Consider the following 18,729-nt stretch of genomic DNA (forward strand, 5'->3'; position numbering starts at 1 on the left):
CGGCAGGTGTGTGGCCGGCGCCCGGCAGGCGTGGTGTCCCCGGAGGGCCCGCCCGGGGGAGAATGTGTCGTGTGACACAGCATCTGCTCCTCCGCGGTGAACGCGTCACCACGCAGCTGTCCCGGCTCGGCGTGCGGCCGGGCGGAGTCCTGCTGGTGCACGCCTCGATGCGTTCCGTGGGCGGGAACGCGGGGGGCACGGTGGACGCACTGCGCCGGGTCCTGGGCCCGGAGGGGACGCTGGCCGTCCCGGCCTTCACTCCGGAGAACTCCGACACCTCACGGTCGTACCTGGACCGGGTGCGCGGGCTGAGCGACGAGGCACGCGCCAGGGTGCGCGCCTCCATGCCGCCGTTCGATCCGGCGACTTCTCCCGCGCCCGGCATGGGCGCGCTCGCCGAGACGGTGCGGCTGACCCCGGGGGCACTGCGCAGCACCCACCCGCAGACCTCGTTCGCCGCGCTCGGCCCGGCAGCGGCAGCGCTGCTCTCCGGCCATCGCCGGGACTGCCACCTCGGCGAGGAATCCCCCCTGGCCCGGCTGTACGAGGCCGATGCACAGGTCCTGCTGCTGGGTACGGGCTTCGACCGCTGCTCCGCCTTCCACCTCGCGGAGTACCGCCGCTCCGCCCCGCCCCGCCGGCGCTACCGCTGTGTGGTGCTGTCGGACGGCGGACGATGCTGGTGGGAGTACGAGGACGTCGCGCTGGACGACAGCGACTTCGCCGCCCTCGGGTCGGACTTCGTCCGCGCGCGGTCCGACGCGGTCAGCACCGGCCGGGTGGGGACGGCGCGCAGTCACCTGCTCTCCCTGCGCGCGGCCGTGGACTTCGCCACGGGCTGGCTCGACGCCCGTCGCCCCGGGGGGCGTTGACGAAGCGGCGGCGCTCCGGCCACCGCTCCTCAGATCCCGAGGCCGTCCAGCACGACCGCTCCGGGCAGTGCCGCCAGCGCCTTGCCGGGGACGATCAGCTTGCCGCGCCGACGGCCGCTGCCGATCAGGACCCACTCCAGCCGCGCCACAGCGGGGTCGATCAGGAGGGGCCATGCCGCCGGGAGACCGATGGGGGTGATTCCGCCGTACTCCATACCGCTCTCGCCGACCGCCACGTCCCTCGGGGCGAAGGAGGCCTTCCGCGTGCCGAGGTGCTTGCGCACCGCCCCGTTCACGTCGACGCGGGTGCGCGACAGCACCACGCATGCCGCGAGGGTGGAGTCGCCGCCCCGCTTCCCGGCCACCACCACGCAGTTGGCCGAGGTGTCGAGCAGTTCGGGGCCGTAGTGCTCGACGAAGACAGCCGTGTCGGCGATCTCCGGATCGGTGTCGACGTGGACGACCGACTCGGCCGGGACGCCTCCCCAGCCGGCCCTCACCGTGTCCGCGACGGGCGGGGGGAGCAGGTCCAGCCGGTCAGCGGCGGGAAAGACGTCGCTGAAGGTACCCAGGGGTGCGCGCATCCCGCTCACGCCGCCGTCACCCGCGCTGCTCATTTGCCCTCCCGGCGGACCGGCGGGATCGATACCGCCATGGTCAGATCGGCGGGCCCGGAGCCGTCGTTGCGGTAGGTGTGCGGAACGTGGGCCTCGAAGGTGGCGGAGGTACCGGCGGGCACCATGTGGACCGCGCCGTCGACGATCAGGGTCAGTTCACCCGCTGTGACGTGGAGGAGCTCCACCGTTCCCTCGGGGTGCGGGTCGGAGGCGCTGCTGTCGCCGGGCATCAGGTGCCAGGACCAGAGTTCGAGCGGGCCCCTGGCTTCCGTACCCACCAGCAGTGTCGTCGAACTGCCCGCCTCCGTGGACCACATACGCACCGCCTGGCTCTCGGGGACCAGTCGCACCTGGGATCCCTGCTCGTAGTCGAGCAGCGTGGTGATGCTGACCCCCAGCGCGTCGGCGAGCTTCACGGTCGTGCCGACGCTGGGGTTCGTCCGAGCCTGCTCGATCTGGATGATCATGCCGCGGCTGACACCGGCTCGCGCCGCGAGAGCGTCCAGGGTGAATCCGCGCTCGCCTCGCCATCGCTTGAGGTTGCGTGCGAGCGACTGGGTGAGCTGATCGAGGTCAGACACGTTCCGTCCAATATTTTGAATGACAGGGTCGAAAATACTGCACTACGGTGTGGTGCACCCACCCGATCACCGCACTGTACTGCGAGGCGTCACGATGACAGCACTGTTCGCCCTGGCCACCAGCCTGCTCTGGGGGCTGGCCGACTTCGGCGGAGGCCTGCTGACCCGGCGCGTCCCGGCGCTCACCGTGGTGGTCGTGTCGCAGTGCATCGCCGCTGCGGTCCTCGGGATCGTGGTGGTCGCCACCGGCGGCTGGAGCGAGGCCGGGAGCCGCCTGTGGTTCGCGGTCGCGGCCGGGGCGGTCGGGCCGGTCGCCATGCTGAGCTTCTACAAGGCTCTGGCACTGGGACCGATGGGCGTGATCTCCCCGCTCGGATCCCTCGGAGTGGCGGTCCCGGTGGGAGTGGGCCTGCTCGTGGGCGAGCGGCCCGGACTGCTGCAGTCCGCCGGGGTACTGGTCGCCGTCGCGGGTGTCGTCCTGGCCGGGGGACCACAGCTGCGCGGAGCGCCGGTGCAGCGGCAGGCGGTCATACTGACGCTGCTGGCCGCCTTCGGCTTCGGAGCGGTCATGGCTCTGATCGCGGAGGCCTCCACGACCGTGACCGGCCTCTTCCTCGCCCTGTTCGTCCAGCGGATCACCAACATCGCGGTCGGCGGGACGGCCCTGTACGTCTCCGTACGCCGCGGCGGCCGCGCACTCCCGGCACCGGAGGAGGGCGGGGCCGGCGCCGTACGGGCCGCCCTGCCCGCCCTGGCCTTCGTCGGGCTCGCCGATGTCGCGGCCAACGGCACGTACGCCCTCGCCGCCCAGCACGGTCCGGTCACCGTGGCCGCCGTCCTGGCGTCTCTGTACCCGGTGGTGACGGCGCTGGCGGCGCGGGGCGTGCTGGGTGAGCGGATGCGCGGGGTCCAGGCCGCGGGCGCGGGCCTGGCGCTGCTCGGCACGCTGCTGCTGGCGACCGGCTGAAGGGGAACGCACGGACCGGGCGCCCTCTGCACGGGCAGGAGCCCGGACCCACGGACCGTCTCGCTGTCCCCGCGCGGGACGCCCCTCCCCCACGCACGGCCCCGGCCCGTTTCACAGCCGCTGCCCACCCCGCGAGGCCCGGGAGGTCAGGCCCCGCCGGACGGCTCTTCCAGCAGCAGCGCCACGGCGGCCAACTGCTCGGGCGTGACTCCTTCGGGGATCGGCACCGGTGCGGGGGTGCGCAGGGGCGGCTGCCAGCCCGCCTCCGGATCCCAGCTGCGCACCACCCGGGCCGGCGCCCCCGCCACGACCGCGCGGTCCGGAACCTCTCCCCGTACGACGGCCCCCGCCGCGACGACCACGTTGCGGCCGAGCCTGGCCCCCGGGAGGATCACCGCTCCGGTGCCGATCCAGCACCCGGGCCCGATCACGACCGGCTCCATGCGCGGCCACTGCCTGCCGACCGGCTCGTGCGGATCGTCGTAGCTGTGGTTGGTGGAGGTGATGTACACGTACGGCCCGCAGTACGTGTCCGAGCCGATCGACACCGTGGTGTCGGCGATGACATGGCTGCCCCGCCCCAGCACCACTCCGTCGCCCAGGGTGAGGACCGTGTCCGATCCGAGATCCAGACCGGGCATCAGGCCGGCCGTGAGCGTCACCTGTTCGCCGATGATGCAGTGGTCACCCAGCTCGATCCACGCCTCGCCGAAGACCGTGCCCTGCGGGAAGGCCAGCCGGGTCCCCGCCCCGATACGGCCGAACCGGAGCCGCCCGGGGTGCTGGGCGGTGACCGCTCCGGTCTCCTGCACCCAGGCCCAGGCGCGGTGAACGGCGCCCGAGGCGACGGCACGCCGCCGGAGGGCCAGGGAGGAGAACAACTTCCGGTTCTTCGGCACCCGCTCACGGTAGTCGGCCCGGCGGGAGCGGATCCGCGCGGCCGACTGTGATGTTCACCCCACCTGCCCAGGTCACCGGGGCCTTCCACTACGGTTCGTGGCGAGCGAAGGGCGCCGAGCGCGCACCACACCGACCGGAGGAGCAGTCGATGGCAGAGCAGGCGTTGGTCACCGGTATCGGCGGCAAGGAGCCGGACATCGACCCGGACGCCTTCCTCGCACCGACCTCGGTCGTCGTCGGCGAGGTGTCGATGGCCGCGGGTTCCAGCGTCTGGTACCACGCCGTGCTGCGCGGCGACGGCGGCCCCATCTCCCTCGGGACCGACAGCAACATCCAGGACAACTGCAGCGTGCACACCGACCCCGGCTTCCCGTTGACGGTGGGCGCCAGGGTCTCGGTCGGCCACAACGCCGTACTGCACGGCTGCGTCATCGAGGACGACGTCCTGGTGGGCATGGGCGCAACCGTGCTCAACGGGGCACACATCGGAGCGGGTTCACTGGTCGCGGCGCAGGCGCTCGTGCCGCAGGGGATGCGGGTTCCGCCGGGGTCCCTCGTCGCCGGCGTACCGGCCAAGGTCAAGCGCGAGCTGACCGCCGAGGAGCGCGAGGGCATCGCCTTCAACGCTGCCGGCTACGTGGAACTGGCGAAGGCCCACCGCGAGGCGCACCGGAAGGGCTGACGGCTCACCCGAGGACCGGGCCCGCCGGGCGCACCCGCCAGGCAGTCCTCGGGCCCGCGTCGGATCAGTCGGTGGCGGGCACCGCGTCCCGCTCGGCCGCCACAGTGCTGTCGGCCTGCTCGGCGGCCTTCTTGGCGCGGTTCTTCAGCACCAGCATCGAGACCACACCGATCAGCACGGCCGCGAGCAGCCCCAGCCACGAGAAGCGCTTGAGCCACGCCTCGGCGACGACCCCCACCGAGTAGACGACGGCGGTCGTGCCACCGGCCCAGACGATGCCGCCGAGCACGTTGGCGATCAGGAACTTCCAGTACGGCATGCGCAGGACGCCGGCCAGCGGTCCGGCGAAGATGCGCAGGAGCGCGACGAAGCGGCCGAAGAAGACCGCCCACACGCCCCACTTCTCGAACGACCGCTCCGCCATGGCGATCTGTGGTTCCCCGAAGTGCTTGGGGAACTTCCCGCCGCACCAGGCGAGCAGCGGGCGCCCTCCCCTGCGGCCGATGGCGTAGCCGATCGAGTCACCGATGATCGCTCCGGCCGACGCGCAGGCACCGAGCACCACGGGGTCGATGTCGCCGTGCTGGGAGGCGAGGAGCGCCGAACTCACGAGGATGATCTCGCCCGGCAGCGGAATGCCCAGACTCTCGAGTCCGATGACGACCCCCACCAGGAGGTAAATGCTGACCGCCGGGACGGTCTCGAGCCACTCCTGGACGTGCAACGCGGGTCCTTCCCGTAAGAGATCTGCGGCCGTGCACCACAGGTGGCGCACGGCGGGCAGCCTACCGGGCCGGACAGCCGGGACGTCCGCCGCGGCCCCCGGGGCCGGGGCGGACGGTGCGGGGCAGCTGTCAGCGGTTCGGACGCAGTGTCCAGACCACGCTCATCTCACTGGTGACCGCACCGTCGGCGCGCCGGATCTCGACGGACACAGGGAACTCCGGACGCTTCCCCTCGTCCAGCTCGGCGACGACCTCGGCCGCGGGGCGGCCCAGGACCGCGGTCGCCGTCAGCGCGCCCATCGCCACCTTCTTGAAGGCCATCTCCGTGGTGACGGGCAGCGGCACGGCCCGCGCCATCTGGTCGCCGAACGCGGCGACGACGATCGCGCCGCTCGCGGACTCCGCGAGTGTGAACATCGCTCCGGCATGGGGACCGCCGAGGTGGTTGTGATAGTCCGCCCGGTCGGGGAGCGAGAGCACGGCACGGTCCGCAGTCGTCTCCAGGTACTCGATCCCGAGGGTCCGGACCATCGGGACGCTCGCGGACAGGATGTCGCCGACTGTCATCTCTTCAGTGCTCATGGCCGTGATGTTACTAGCGAGTAGCACTCTTTGACCATCCCCTCACAGGGGCGCCCGTGGCAGAGGACCCCCCACCCCTCTATGGTTACTGGCCATGTGGCCAGGACAGCAGCCGCCCGGGGGCGAGCAGAACCCGCAGGACCAGAACCAGAACCCGTACCAGCAGCCGGGGTACCAACAGCCGAATCCCTATCAGCAGCCGGGATATCAGCAGCAGGGCCAGCCGGGGCAGCAGCCCGGGTACCCGCAGCCCAACCCGTACCAGCAGCCCACGGTGCCGCAGTACGCCGTACCGGGCGGACCCCAGCCGGACGACAGGAGGAAGACGACGATCGTCGCCGTCCTCGCGGCCACCGCGGTCGTCATCGCGGCGGTGGTCACCGGCGTCGTCGTCATGAACAAGGACGACGACAAGGGCTCGGACGTGGCAGGCGACAAGGCCTCCTCGTCACCGTCCGCCAAGGCGTCCGAGGCGGCATCCTCTCCTGCGGCCAACCCGCGGGGCGGTGAGGACGCCGCGCCCACGATCCCGGGCTGGAAGGTGGTGACCAATCCGAAGTGGGGCACCCAGTTCGACGTGCCGGGCGACTGGGAGGTCGCGGCCACCGGCGTGATCTCCGGGTTCGAGGACGTGAAGAACCCGACGGGCCCGCCGGCGGTCGGCTTCTCGGCGCCGGCGCACTACAAGAGCAAGTGGTGCGTCGACGACACGGACAAGGACGGCACCAAGGAGGACACCAGCCTCGCCGGTGTCGGCACCAAGGGTGGCCAGGGCGCCAAGAACACGGATGAGGCGGCCACGAACGAGGCCGCCAACTGGGTCTGGGCCGCCTACGCGCAGGAGGACCCGAAGAACAAGGTCAAGATCGCCAAGGCCAAGCCGTACACGACCAAGTCGGGCCTCACCGGCAGCGTCGTCACGGCCACCGCCACCGGTCTGGCCAACAAGAACAAGTGCGACACCGACGGCAAGTCGATCGCGTTCACCTTCAAGAACGCCAAGGGCGAGTACTCGTCCTGGATCCTCTACGCCAACGCCGGCGTCGACGACGAGCTCCCGGACGCCACCATCCAGAAGATCCTCAGCACGGTGCGCCTGGCCGGCGGCGCGGAGACGGCCTCCTGAGCCTTCGGCGCACACGGCCGGGGCCCTCCATTTGGCGGGAAGGGCCACGGCCGGGGATAGTCCCTTGGTGACTTCCGCCGCTTCCTCCCCCTCTCCGGTCCTCCGCCCCGCACCGGCCGGACGGAACTTCGGTCTGCTGACCGCCGCCGCGATCATCACGAGCCTGGGCACCAACGGCGCGCTGATCGCGGCGGCGTTCGCCGTCCTGGAGTCGGGCGGCGACGGCGGCGACGTCGGTCTGGTCGCCGCCGCGCGGACGGCGCCACTGGTGCTCTTCCTGCTGATCGGCGGCGCGGTCGCGGACCGGCTGCCACGTCACCGGGTGATGGTGGCCGCGAACGCGCTCAACTGCGTCTCGCAGGCGGTGTTCGCCTGGCTGGTCCTGGCCGGCGACGCCGAGCTGTGGCACATGATGCTGCTGACGGCACTCTGCGGTACGGGGCAGGCCTTCTTCGGCCCGGCCGCCGAGGGCATGCTGCTGTCCAGCGTGAGTGCTGAACAGGCGGCCCGGGCCTTCGCCTTCTTCCGGATGTCCATGCACGGCGCCGCCATCGGCGGTGCGGCACTCGGCGGTGCCATGATCGCGGCCATGGACCCGGGCTGGGTGCTGGCGGTCGACGCCGCGGCGTTCGCCGTGGCCGGCGGGCTCCGGGCCTTCCTGAACGTGAGCCACATCCCCGCGCGCGCACCGGGCGCCGGGCTGCTCTCCGATCTCCGGGAGGGCTGGCAGGAGGTCGCCGGACGTCCGTGGCTGTGGGCCGTGGTGCTGCAGTTCTCCGTGGTCGTCGCGGTCGTGGGTGCCGCCGAGGCGGTCTACGGACCGCTGGTGGCGCGGGACGAGCTGGGTGGCGCCCGCCCCTGGGGATTCGCTCTCGCGGCGTTCGGGGTCGGCACCCTGGGCGGAGCGCTGCTGATGATGCGGTGGAAGCCCCGGCGGCTGCTGCTCGCGGGCACGCTCTGCGTGTTCCCGCTGGCGCTGCCGTCGGCAGCGCTCGCGATCCCTCTGCCGGTGGCCGGTCTGTGTCTGGTGATGTTCGTGACGGGGGTCGCCATCGAGGTGTTCGGGGTCTCCTGGATGACGGCCCTCCACCAGGAGATCCCGGAGGAGAAGCTGTCCCGGGTCGCCGCCTACGACTGGTTCGGCTCGGTCGCGATGGTGCCGTTGGCCACGGCGGCGGCCGGCCCCGTGGAGACGCTCGTCGGGCGCAGCGAGGCCCTGTGGGGCTGCGCCGCCCTCATCGTGGTGGTCACGGCGGGAGTGCTGTTCGTCCCGGACGTACGGAATCTGACCCGCCGCGGTTCGGTGAGGAAGATCAGCGTGCCGGAGCGGTCCAGGGAGTCAGCCGACGCTGAAGGCTCCCTCGGGGGGCTTGGGTGAGGCCACGGCCTCGCTGTCCCGCACGGGCCTCGCGTCACCGATGAGCCGGGTGAGCGCCGCTCCGTGCACGACCCGTGCGGGGAACGCGTCGGCGGCGCACAGCCGGGTGAGCGGCTGGACGTCGAGCGGGACGCGGGAGGCGAGCAGCACGGCGTTGCCGAAGCGCCTGCCACGCAGCACGGCCGGTTCGGCGATGAGGGCGAGCTCGTCGAAGAACTCGGCGAAGTTGGCCAGTTGCGAGCGCAGGAAGGTGAAGGGCGCGCCGTCGGCGAGATTGGCCGCGTAGACGCCGTCCGTCCGCAGCACCCGTCCGGCGGCCCGCGCGTACTCGACGGAGGTGAGGTGCGCCGGCACCCGGGTACCGCCGAAGACGTCGGCGATCAGCAGATCGGCGGTGTCGCCCGGTGCCTGTTCGAGCCAGAGCCGGGCGTCGGTGGCATGCACGGTGATACCGGCTTCCCCGGGCAGGGGCAGATGCTCCCCGACCAGCCCGACGAGCCCTCGGTCCGCCTCGGCGACGTCCTGTCGCGAGCCGGGACGGGTCGCCGCCACGTAGCGGGGCAGCGTGAGGGCGCCGCCTCCGAGATGCACCGTGGCCAGCGGGGCCCCCGGGGCGCCGGCAAGATCCACGACGTGGCCGAGGCGTCGTACGTACTCGAACTCCAGGTGCCCCGGATCGTCGAGATCGACGTACGACTGCGGGGCGCCGTCGACCGTGAGCAGCCAGGCCCGGTGCCGGTCGACGTCGGGCAGCAGCCTGGCGGTGCCGCAGTCGGTGTCGCGGATGACGGGTATCGGCTCGTTCACCCCACCATTGTGACGGGCGCCCGGCCCCCTCCCGGCCGGGTCACCCGTTCCATACCGCGGCGACCGCCTCGGTGTGGGCGGCGGACTGGGCGAGACCGGCCCTGGCAGCCGCGGCCCGGCGTGCCGGATCCAGCGAGTTGCGGCCGATGGCCTTCCGGGTGCCGGCGTCCGGGGTGATGACCTCGACGCGCGCGCCCGCGGCCTCCAGTCCGGCGGCCTGCGCGTGGGGCGAGACGATCACCTTGTTGCCACTGGCCGTGGGTGCGATCACGATGACGCGTCCGTAGCCGGAGGCGAGGTGGGCGTTGGCCGGGGAGTGCACTCCCCCGTCGATCCAGATCCCCCCGCCCGCGCTGACCACGGGCCAGACCGCGGGGACCGCGCAACTGGCCGTGACGGCGTCGGGAAGGGTGACCGTCCCGGTCCTGTCGAAGGTGTGCAGCGCTCCGGTGGACGCGTCCACGGCGGTGACCAGGAGGTGCCGGTCGGGCCATTCGGACGACGGGAGCAGACGCGCGATCATCTCCCGGCGTTCGTCCGCGGTCGCGCCGGGCCTGCTGTCCCGGGCCAGGGCGCCCAGCTTCCGGCCGTACTCGTCGGGCGTCCGGGAGGAGAACAGCGCTCTCGCGTACCGCAGGACGGTGACGGGCCCGAGCCGGCCGGCCGGCCCCTTCTCGTCCTCCGGGGCGGCCAGCTGCCGCTCGTAGAGGTCGCCGACGCCGGCAGGTCCGAACGCGAGCTGCGCCCCGACGACGGCTCCGGCCGAGCTCCCCACGATCAGATCGGCGGTGGAGAGGTCGACGCCCGCCTTGGCGAGCCCGTGCAGGATGCCGGTTTCCCAGGCCGTGCCGGTGACGCCTCCGGCGCCGAGTACGAGAGCTGTGTCTGCCATGGGCCCAGTCTGCCGCAGGAGGTACGGCCCGCCTTCCCGGGGTCGGGAGGCGGGCCGTACACGGGCGTCAGAGCAGGCCGGTGACCGTCCCCGCGCCGACCGTGCGGCCGCCCTCGCGGATGGCGAAGCCGAGACCGGACTCCAGCGGGACGTCACGGCCGAGCTCGACGGTCATGGTGACCGTGTCGCCGGGCCGCGCCACGGCCGCCTCGCCGAGGTCGACGTCCCCGACGACGTCAGCCGTACGGATGTAGAACTGCGGCCGGTATCCGGTGGTGACCGGCGTGGTCCGGCCCCCTTCCCTGGCCGACAGGACGTACACCTGCGCGGTGAAGCGCCTGCTCGGTGTCAGGCTGCCGGGCGCCGCCACCACGTGCCCGCGGCGGACCCGGTCGCGCTCGACGCCGCGCAGCAGCAGCGCCACGTTGTCGCCCGCCTCCGCGGACTCCATCGGCTTGCCGAAGGTCTCCAGGCCGGTGACGACGGTCTCGACGTCCGCGCCGAGCACCGACACCCGGTCCCCGACGCGCACCGTGCCGCGCTCCACGGCCCCGGTGACGACGGTGCCGCGGCCCGTGATCGTGAGCACGTTCTCCACGGACAGGAGGAACGGCGCGTCGGTGTAGCGCACGGGCATCGGTACGTACGTGTCGACGGCGTCCAGCAGTCCCTCGATGGACGCCGTCCAGCGTGGGTCGCCCTGGAGCGCGCCGAGCCCCGACACCCGGACGACGGGCACCGTGTCCCCGCCGTATCCGTGCGCGGAGAGCAGCTCGCGGACCTCCAGCTCCACGAGGTCGGTGAGCTCGGGGTCCCCGGCGTCGGCCTTGTTGAGGGCGACGACGATGTGGTCGACACCGACCTGACGGGCCAGCAGGACGTGCTCCGCGGTCTGCGGCATGACTCCGTCGAGCGCGGAGACGACGAGGATCGCCCCGTCGAGCTGCGCCGCTCCGGTGACCATGTTCTTGATGTAGTCGGCGTGTCCGGGCATGTCGACGTGCGCGTAGTGCCGGGTGTCGGTCTCGTACTCGACGTGCGCGATGTTGATGGTGATGCCCCGCTGGGCCTCCTCGGGGGCCCGGTCGATCCGGTCGAAGGGCACGAAGGTTCCGGTACCCCGGTCGCTGAGCACCTTGGTGATGGCGGCGGTGAGGGTGGTCTTGCCGTGGTCGACGTGGCCCATGGTGCCGATGTTGAGGTGGGGCTTGGTGCGCACGTATGCCGTCTTGGGCATGGCTCGTTCCTTGGTTTTCGAAGCTGAGAGAAGAAGACCCCAGGGCCCCGCCGACCCTCCCCTCACGGGGTCCGCCGGACTGTCGGGGGAGGGTCAGCTTCGGGCGCCGCCGAAGGGCGCTGCGGCAGCGGCGAACGCCGCTTCAGGTGCTGCTGCGACGGCTGCGGTGCATGCGGTCGCGAGGCTCACGGCAGCCTTCGGCGCGTCCGCGACTGCGGACTGCGCTGCGAGGAAGGCGTACCGGAACATGCCCTGATCATGGCGGAGCGGTGCGGCCGCGTCGAATGGTTTTCGCGGGGCCGGCAGCCAGGCACCCCGCGTCCCCACCCCGGTCGGCAGCGCCCCCGGTCACCGTCGCGAGGGGGGCAACTGGCCCCCGCCGACCGGTGCGACAGGCAGGGGCACGTGACGGATGACTCGTCACCCACCGCCCGCGCATTACGACGATCACACATCCGTTTCGGTTACGCTCCCCAGATGTTCGACCCCGTCCCCGCAACACGGCCGTCCGGTGGCCTCGCAGTGCGCTGCACGAGGGCGCTACTGTCCCCCTGGTCCCGGTTCTCCCTGCTCGTGGCGGTCCTGCTGGCCGCCGCCACCACCATGCTGCTGTTCGAACCACAGCGGTTGCTGGCCTCCGGCTGGCCACCTCAACTCACCGGTAGCGCGGCCGCGATGCTGTTCGCGCTCGCGTACGGCGTGTGCACCGTGGCCTTCGTGCCGCGTCCGCTGCTCAACCTGGCCGCCGGCGCCCTCTTCGGCGCCCAGGCCGGTCTCGCGGCGGCGCTGGCCGGGACGGTTCTCGGCGCGGGTGTCTCCTTCCTGCTCGGCAGGGTGCTGGGACAGGACGCACTCCGGACGCTGCTGCGCGGCAAGTACCTGAAGGCGGCCGACGGGCTGCTGAGCCGGCACGGGTTCAGGTCGATGCTGGCTCTGCGCCTCTTCCCCGGGGTGCCGTTCGCCGCGGCCAACTACTGCGCGGCGACCTCCCGCATGGGATATCCGCCGTTCCTCCTGGCCACGGGGCTGGGCTCGATCCCGAACACCGCGGCGTACGTCATCGCGGGCAGCACGGCCTCCTCGCCGACGTCGCCGGTGTTCCTCGCGGCGATGGGTTTCATCGTGCTGTCCGGCGCGGGCGCGGCGCTGGTGGCCTGGCGCAAGCGGCACCGGCTGGGCGCGGCGGGCGGCGCGGCGTAGCAGGGGCAGGCGGACGTCTGTTCACCTGCAGGCGATACGCTGCGCGCGACCGACAGAGGATGTCCGGGGCCGTGGCGTCCCGTCCCCCTTTCTGACCGCATCCGCACGCCGCCGACGGCCTGATCGTCCGTCGGCCGTTGCATGAGTACCTCCGGGATGGCCTAAGCCCCATGAGCTGGTTCGAATCATTCGTCCTGGGCCTCGTACAGGGACTGACCGAGTTCCTTCCGATCTCCTCCAGTGCGCATCTGCGGCTGACCGCGGCGTTCGCCGGCTGGCACGATCCGGGAGCCGCGTTCACCGCGATCACACAGATCGGTACGGAGGCTGCGGTCCTCATCTACTTCCGCAAGGACATCGCCCGGATCATCTCCGCCTGGTTCCGGTCCCTGACCGACGCCTCGATGCGGAGCGACCACGACGCCCAGATGGGGTGGCTGGTCATCATCGGGTCGATCCCCATCGGGGTGCTCGGGGTGACGTTCAAGGACCAGATCGAGGGTCCGTTCCGCGACCTCCGCCTGATCGCCACGACGCTGATCGTCATGGGCGTCGTCCTCGGCATCGCGGACCGGCTCGCCGCCCGCGACGAGACCGGCGGCAAGCATCGCGCGATCAAGGAACGCAAGTCGCTGAGGGAACTGGGGGTCAGGGACGGCCTGATCTTCGGCTTCTGCCAGGCGCTGGCCCTGATCCCGGGTGTGTCCCGCTCGGGCGCGACGATCAGCGGTGGTCTTCTCATGGGCTACACCCGTGAGGCGGCGGCCCGTTACTCCTTCCTGCTGGCCATCCCCGCGGTGCTGGCCTCGGGAGCCTTCGAGCTGAAGGACGCGGGCGAGGGCCACGTCTCCTGGGGGCCGACGATCTTCGCGACGGTCATCGCGTTCGCGGTCGGATATGCCGTGATCGCCTGGTTCATGAAGTTCATCACGACCAAGAGCTTCATGCCGTTCGTCATCTACCGCGTGATCCTGGGCATCGTGCTGTTCATCCTGGTCGGCGCGGGTGTGCTGAGCCCGCACGCGGGCGAGTCCGCCGGCTGAGCGGGAGCTGTCGCGCCCTGACTCCCGGACCGGGCCGGTCCGGGAGTCGGTCATTTCGCCGATGACGCGGGCGCGCCTGGGCGGGACGTTGGGTGTGGTGCACGGCCGTCGGTCACGGGTGGCGGCCGTGCACCGGCCGCCTTCGTTCCCACACCACGGAGAACCCATGTCCCTGACCCGTTCGTCCGGTGCCGCCCTGCTGGCCCTCGTGCTCGCCTCCGTCGCGGTCCCGGCCTCCGCCTCCCCGACGGCAACCGCCTCGGCCGACGTGCGCTATGCCGCTCTCGGCGACTCGTACGCCTCCGGCACCGGTGCCGGCGACTACTCCGACGTGGCGTGCACACGGAGCCGGAACGCCTATCCCGCGCTCTGGGCCGACGCCAACGACCCCGCCTCGTTCACCTTCGCCGCCTGCGGAGGCGCGAAGATCCCCGACGTGCTCAGCGATCAGGTGGACGAGCTGGACGAGGACACGACCCTGGTCAGCCTGAGCATCGGCGGCAACGACTCGGGCTTCGCCTCGACCATGCTCAGCTGCCGGTACTCCACCCTGTCGGCCTGCGAGCGGGCCCTGGAGACGGCCGGGAAGTACGTCGTGGACCAGCTGCCGGGCGAGCTGGACAGCCTCTACGCGACCGTCCGGGCCCGCGCACCGCACGCCGAGGTCGTGATCATCGGCTACCCGTACCTCTACAAGGAGGGCGGCCTCTGCCTGGGCGGGCTGAGCTCGGCCAAGCGCTCGGCCGTCAACGAAGGCTCGGACCTGCTCAACGAGACCATCGCAGCCCGTGCCCAGGCGGCCGGGTTCGCCTTCGCGGACGGCCGGCCCGCCTTCGCCGGGCACGAGATCTGCACCAGCGACGCATGGATCAGCGGCACGAACGTCCATCCGACGGCCGAGGGCCACCAGTCCGCCTACCTTCCGGCCTTCAGCGCCGCCGCGTCGGGGAACTGAGCTCAGTACACGTCGCGGACGTACCGCTTGTCGGCGCCGAGCTGCTTGACGTACGCGGCGGCCGCCTCCTCCTGGAGTCCTCCGTGGGCCACGGCGATGTCCCGGAGAGCCCGGTCCACGTCCTTCGCCATCCGGGAGGCGTCGCCGCAGACGTAGAAGTGCGCGCCTTCCTGGAGCCACGACCACAGCTGGGCCCCGTGCTCACGCATCCGGTCCTGGACGTAGATCTTGGCGCGCTGGTCGCGGGAGAAGGCGGTGTCCAGCCGGGTCAGGGTGCCGTCGCGGTGCAGGGCGTCGAGTTCCTCCCGGTAATAGAAGTCGGTGGCCCGGCGCTGCTCGCCGAAGAACAGCCAGTTGGCGCCACGGTGTCCGAGCGCGCGCCGTTCGTCGAGGAAGCCGACGAACGGGGCGACCCCGGTGCCGGGGCCGACCATCACCATGGGGGTCGCCGGGTCGGCCGGCGGACGGAAGTGCGGGGCGCGCTGGACGAAGACGGGGACGGGGCTGCCCGGTTCCGCGTCGGCGAGGAAGGTGGAGGCCACACCTTTGCGGACCACGCCGTTCCTGTTCTCGTAGCGGACCACGGAGACGGTGAGCTGTACGAGGCCGGGGTCCGTGAGCGGGCTGGAGGATATGGAGTAGAGCCTGGGCCGAAGGCGTGTGAGGGACCCGGCCCATTCGGCCGCGGTGGCGCGGGCGGAGTGCTCGGCGATGACGTCCACTGCCTGCCGGCCCCACGTCCACTGGGCGAGTTCGCCCTTGTTGTCCGGGCGCAGGAGCTTCTTGAGGGTGCGGTCGTGGGTGCGGTCGGCGACCAGACGAAGCAGCCCGGGGGTGATCCGGGCGATGTCCAGGTGGCGGTGGAGGGCTTCGCCCAGGGGCACGGAGCCGACCCCCGGCACGTCGACCCGGCCTGCGGGGTCCAGTCCGGTGACGGCCAGCCATTCCGCCACGAGTCCGGGGCAGTTGAGCGCCTCCACACCGAGTGCGTCACCCGCCTCGTAGGTGAGCGGCACGGGGCTGTCCTTCGTGTCGAAGGTGAACTGGCGCACTTCCTTTGCGGCGCCGGGAAGACTGAGCAGCTTGTTGCCCACCAGGCGCCCGATCGCCGCACCCGCGGAGCGGGCCTTGACCGGCGGGGCGGAGGGTGCGGGCGGTGCGGCGGGGACGGGAGCGGCACCCAGCGCGGCGAACACCTCCTCCAGCCACTGCCCGGCCGGCTCCTCGTAGTCCGGTTCGCAGTCCGTACGGGGGACGAGCCGCACGGCGCCCAGTTCGCCGAAGCGTTCGTCGAGCCGCCTGCCGTGCCCGCAGAAGTCGTCGTACGAGGAGTCCCCCAGGGCGAGCACGGCGTAGCGCACACCGTCCAGCCGGGGTGTGTCGGGTGCGTTGAGCGACTCCCAGAAGCCGGCGCCGTTGTCCGGGGCGTCGCCGTCACCGAACGTGCTGGTGACGACCAGCAGGTCGGCGGTACGCGGCAGGCTCGCCAGGGGGCTGTCGTCCATACCGAGGAGCACCGCCGTCCGGCCTTCGTCGGTCAGCCGCCGGGCCGCGGCGGCCGCGACCTCCTCGGCGTTCCCGGTCTGCGAGGCCCACAGGACCACGACCTGCCGACCCGGGACGGTGCCGGGCTCCCCGGCGGGCTCCGGCCCCCGGGAGGCGTCACCGGGCACCCGGGAGTACATGCCGGCCAGCACCCCGTTCACCCAGAGGGCGTGGTCCGGTTCGAACGGCGCGTGCACCGGCAGCACGGGGATGCCCGAGGGCCGCGTACCGAGTCCCGCGAGGAAGCCGGAGAGGTAGCGCCTCTCGTGGTCGGCCAGCACGGGCGGGGCCGTGTCCGCGATGCCGAACACCCCGGCGGGAGCGGCGGGGCCGGCGGGGCCGGCGGCATCGGTGTTCCGGCGGACCGGGACGGGGACACCGGCGGGTTCGGGGGCCGCCACGGCGGCGACCTTCGCCAGGGTCACGGCGCAGGCCTTGAACTCGGGTTGCAAGGACACCGGGTCGACGGCGTCGTTGGTGACCGCGTTGACGCTGAGGTACTCGCCGAAGAGGTCGTTCCAGTGGAACGGCGCGAAGCAGTCCCCGGGCCGCACCCGGTCGGTCACCACGGCCGGCAGCACGGCCCGGCCACGCCGGGAGGCGACCTCGACACAGTCGCCCTCCGCGATCGAGAGGGCCGCCGCGTCCTGCGGGCTGATCTCCACGAAGGGGCCGGGATTCAGCCTGTTGAGCTTGGCGACCTTCCCGGTCTTCGTCAGGGTGTGCCACTGGTGCTGGAGGCGCCCCGTGTTCAGCACGAACGGGAAGTCGTCGTCGGGCATCTCCGCCACAGGCAGGTGAGGGCGGGCGAAGAACACCGCCCGGCCGCTCGGCGTGGGGAAGGCGAGCCGGGGCACGCTTCCGTCGGGGCGTACGACCGGCGTCTGGCTGACGCCGTCGTTGAGGTAGCGGACCGGGTTGCGGTCGGGGCCGTCCGGGGTGGCGCTGGGCCACTGGACGGGGGCCCGGCGCAACCGTTCGTAGGTGACTCCGCGCAGGTCGTACCCGGTCTTCGGATTGTGGGCCCGCTTGATCTCCTCGAAGATCTCCTCGGCGCTGCTGTAGCCGAAGGCGTCCTCGTATCCCATCTCGCAGGCGATCCTCGCGATGATCCGCCAGTCCGGCCAGGCTTCCCCCGGCGGGTCGGCGGCCGGTCTGCCGAGCGTGAGGTTCCGCTCCGAGTTGATCATGACGCCCTCGGCCTCGCCCCACAGGGCGGCGGGCAGGGCGACGTCGGCGTAGGCGTTGGTCTCGGTGTCGGCGAACACGTCCTGGGTGACGACGAACTCCGCGGCTTCGAGCCCCTCGATGACGGTGCGGCGGTTGGCCACGGACGCCACCGGGTTGGTGCAGATGATCCAGCAGGCCTTGATGCCGCCGTCGGACATGCGCCGGAACATCTCCACGGTCCCGGCACCCGCGGTGTCCGTACGCAGGGTCCCGGCCGCGAGCCCCCACAGCTCCTCGGTGTGGGCGCGGTCGTCGTCGGACTGCAGGACGCGCTGGCCGGGCAGTCCAGGACCCATGTAGCCCATCTCCCGGCCGCCCATGGCGTTGGGCTGGCCGGTGAGCGAGAAGGGTCCGCTGCCGGGGCGGCAGATCGCGCCGGTGGCCAGATGGAGGTTGATCAGCGCGTTGGTGTTCCACGTGCCGTGGGTGCTCTGGTTGAGCCCCATGGTCCAGCAGCTCATCCACTCGCCCGCCTCGCCGATCCAGCGGGCGGCCAGCCGGATGTCCGCCTCCGGGATGCCGGTGGTCTCCGCGACCGCGGCGGGCGGGTAGTCCCGCAGGAAGGCGGGCATCGACTCCCAGCCCTCGGTGTGCTCCGCGATGAACTCCGGGTCCGTGTGGCCGTTCTCGACAAGAAGGTGCATGAGGCCGTTGAGCAGCGCCAGGTCGGTGCCCGGGCGTATCCGCAGGAACAGGTCGGCCTTGTCGGCGGTGGCGGTGCGCCGCGGGTCGACCACGATGAGTTTCGCCCCGCTCTTCACCCGCTCCATCAGCCGGAGGAAGAGGATGGGGTGGCAGTCCGCCATGTTCGAGCCGATGACGAAGAAGGTGTCGGCGTGCTCGAAGTCCCCGTACGAGCCGGGCGGGCCGTCGGCCCCCAACGACAGTTTGTAGCCACTGCCCGCACTGGCCATGCAGAGGCGCGAGTTGGACTCGATCCAGCTCGTGCGGACGAAGCCCTTGGCCAGTTTGTTGGCGAGGTACTGCGCCTCCAGCGTCATCTGCCCGGAGACGTAGAGGGCGAGGGCGTCCGGCCCGTGTGCGTCGACGATCGCGCGGAGCCGCCGCGCGGTCTCCTTGACGGCGGTCTCCATCGGCAGCGGTGCGGGCTCCTCGCTGCGTTCCGCCCGCACCAGGGCCGTCGTCAGCCGGCCCGGGGCGGCCAGCATCTCCGCGCTCGTGGCCCCCTTGGTGCAGAGGCGCCCCCGGTTGGCGGGGTGGGCCTTGTCACCCGTGGCCTTCAGGACGGTACGCCGCCCGTCGGGACCCCGGCCGATGTCGAGGACCATCCCGCAGCCGACACCGCAGTACGAGCAGACCGTCCGCACCTGGGCGGGGGCGTCCGGCTGCGGATTCGGCACGGTCATGAACGGCCTCTCATGGGGAACGG

17 protein-coding genes are annotated in these 18,729 nt (G+C 72.0%); 8 read left to right on the top strand and 9 right to left on the bottom strand.

The window, feature by feature from the left end:
• The first annotated feature begins 62 nt into the window (after nt 1–62).
• Complete coding sequence (locus ACHFIV_RS19050; protein WP_398970219.1) at nt 63–872, top strand: aminoglycoside N(3)-acetyltransferase; 810 nt, start codon at nt 63–65, stop codon at nt 870–872.
• A gap of 29 nt (nt 873–901) precedes the next feature.
• Here the strand turns inward: ACHFIV_RS19050 and ACHFIV_RS19055 are convergent, their stop codons facing one another.
• Both ACHFIV_RS19055 and ACHFIV_RS19060 read right to left on the bottom strand, forming a co-directional pair.
• Nucleotides 902–1,456: a YbaK/EbsC family protein gene (locus ACHFIV_RS19055; RefSeq protein ID WP_398970424.1), complete on the bottom strand. Its 555-nt coding sequence runs from the start codon at nt 1,454–1,456 to the stop codon at nt 902–904.
• Between the two features lie 29 nt (nt 1,457–1,485).
• Nucleotides 1,486–2,070 (bottom strand): helix-turn-helix domain-containing protein, encoded by a 585-nt coding sequence (locus ACHFIV_RS19060; protein WP_398970223.1) that lies wholly within the window; start codon nt 2,068–2,070, stop codon nt 1,486–1,488.
• 94 nt (nt 2,071–2,164) lie between these two features.
• On the opposite strand from ACHFIV_RS19060, the gene ACHFIV_RS19065 reads away from it, so the two are divergent.
• Complete coding sequence (locus ACHFIV_RS19065; RefSeq protein WP_398970226.1) at nt 2,165–3,037, top strand: EamA family transporter; 873 nt, start codon at nt 2,165–2,167, stop codon at nt 3,035–3,037.
• A 146-nt stretch (nt 3,038–3,183) separates the two neighbouring features.
• On the opposite strand, the gene ACHFIV_RS19070 is transcribed toward ACHFIV_RS19065, so the two are convergent.
• The gene (locus ACHFIV_RS19070; protein WP_398970228.1) at nt 3,184–3,936 is read right to left on the bottom strand and encodes an acyltransferase; all 753 of its coding nucleotides are present in this window, start codon (nt 3,934–3,936) and stop codon (nt 3,184–3,186) included.
• A 149-nt stretch (nt 3,937–4,085) separates the two neighbouring features.
• Here ACHFIV_RS19070 and ACHFIV_RS19075 point away from each other — a divergent pair, with 149 nt between their 5' ends.
• Nucleotides 4,086–4,619, top strand: coding sequence for a gamma carbonic anhydrase family protein (locus tag ACHFIV_RS19075; protein ID WP_398970231.1), 534 nt, complete (start codon nt 4,086–4,088; stop codon nt 4,617–4,619).
• A gap of 64 nt (nt 4,620–4,683) precedes the next feature.
• Here the strand turns inward: ACHFIV_RS19075 and ACHFIV_RS19080 are convergent, their stop codons facing one another.
• Together ACHFIV_RS19080 and ACHFIV_RS19085 are read right to left on the bottom strand one after the other, a co-directional pair.
• Complete coding sequence (locus ACHFIV_RS19080; protein WP_398970234.1) at nt 4,684–5,343, bottom strand: DedA family protein; 660 nt, start codon at nt 5,341–5,343, stop codon at nt 4,684–4,686.
• A 130-nt stretch (nt 5,344–5,473) separates the two neighbouring features.
• Nucleotides 5,474–5,911, bottom strand: coding sequence for a DUF4442 domain-containing protein (locus ACHFIV_RS19085; RefSeq protein WP_398970427.1), 438 nt, complete (start codon nt 5,909–5,911; stop codon nt 5,474–5,476).
• Nucleotides 5,912–6,020: 109 nt separating this feature from the next.
• Between ACHFIV_RS19085 and ACHFIV_RS19090 the strand changes: the two genes are divergently transcribed.
• Both ACHFIV_RS19090 and ACHFIV_RS19095 read left to right on the top strand, forming a co-directional pair.
• Nucleotides 6,021–7,052: a hypothetical protein gene (locus ACHFIV_RS19090; RefSeq protein WP_398970236.1), complete on the top strand. Its 1,032-nt coding sequence runs from the start codon at nt 6,021–6,023 to the stop codon at nt 7,050–7,052.
• Nucleotides 7,053–7,119: 67 nt separating this feature from the next.
• Complete coding sequence (locus ACHFIV_RS19095) at nt 7,120–8,430, top strand: MFS transporter (protein ID WP_398970239.1); 1,311 nt, start codon at nt 7,120–7,122, stop codon at nt 8,428–8,430.
• Here ACHFIV_RS19095 and ACHFIV_RS19100 read toward each other — a convergent pair.
• From ACHFIV_RS19100 to tuf, 3 genes are all read right to left on the bottom strand, one after another.
• On the bottom strand, nt 8,392–9,237 hold the full coding sequence (locus ACHFIV_RS19100; protein ID WP_398970241.1) for a spermidine synthase: 846 nt from the start codon (nt 9,235–9,237) through the stop codon (nt 8,392–8,394). The genes ACHFIV_RS19095 and ACHFIV_RS19100 overlap by 39 nt on opposite strands.
• A 40-nt stretch (nt 9,238–9,277) precedes the next feature.
• The gene (locus ACHFIV_RS19105; RefSeq protein ID WP_398970243.1) at nt 9,278–10,129 is read right to left on the bottom strand and encodes a patatin-like phospholipase family protein; all 852 of its coding nucleotides are present in this window, start codon (nt 10,127–10,129) and stop codon (nt 9,278–9,280) included.
• Nucleotides 10,130–10,196: 67 nt separating this feature from the next.
• Nucleotides 10,197–11,366, bottom strand: coding sequence for an elongation factor Tu (tuf, locus tag ACHFIV_RS19110; RefSeq protein ID WP_398970245.1), 1,170 nt, complete (start codon nt 11,364–11,366; stop codon nt 10,197–10,199).
• Between the two features lie 477 nt (nt 11,367–11,843).
• On the opposite strand from tuf, the gene ACHFIV_RS19115 reads away from it, so the two are divergent.
• The 3 genes from ACHFIV_RS19115 to ACHFIV_RS19125 all read left to right on the top strand — a co-directional run bounded on the left by ACHFIV_RS19115 (nt 11,844) and on the right by ACHFIV_RS19125 (nt 14,564).
• Nucleotides 11,844–12,566 carry a TVP38/TMEM64 family protein gene (locus ACHFIV_RS19115; RefSeq protein WP_398970248.1) on the top strand — a complete coding sequence of 241 codons (723 nt, stop codon included), beginning with the start codon at nt 11,844–11,846 and terminating at the stop codon, nt 12,564–12,566.
• A gap of 170 nt (nt 12,567–12,736) precedes the next feature.
• Nucleotides 12,737–13,609 carry an undecaprenyl-diphosphate phosphatase gene (locus tag ACHFIV_RS19120; protein ID WP_398970250.1) on the top strand — a complete coding sequence of 291 codons (873 nt, stop codon included), beginning with the start codon at nt 12,737–12,739 and terminating at the stop codon, nt 13,607–13,609.
• Nucleotides 13,610–13,775: 166 nt separating this feature from the next.
• Nucleotides 13,776–14,564, top strand: a complete 789-nt coding sequence (locus ACHFIV_RS19125) for an SGNH/GDSL hydrolase family protein (protein ID WP_398970253.1) — start codon at nt 13,776–13,778, stop codon at nt 14,562–14,564.
• 2 nt (nt 14,565–14,566) lie between these two features.
• Here the strand turns inward: ACHFIV_RS19125 and ACHFIV_RS19130 are convergent, their stop codons facing one another.
• Nucleotides 14,567–18,706, bottom strand: coding sequence for a molybdopterin-dependent oxidoreductase (locus tag ACHFIV_RS19130; protein WP_398970255.1), 4,140 nt, complete (start codon nt 18,704–18,706; stop codon nt 14,567–14,569).
• Between the last annotated feature and the right edge of the window lie 23 nt (nt 18,707–18,729).

Origin of the sequence: Streptomyces sp. ALB3 (assembly GCF_044385685.1) — a bacterium.
Classification (GTDB): Bacteria; Actinomycetota; Actinomycetes; order Streptomycetales; family Streptomycetaceae; genus Streptomyces.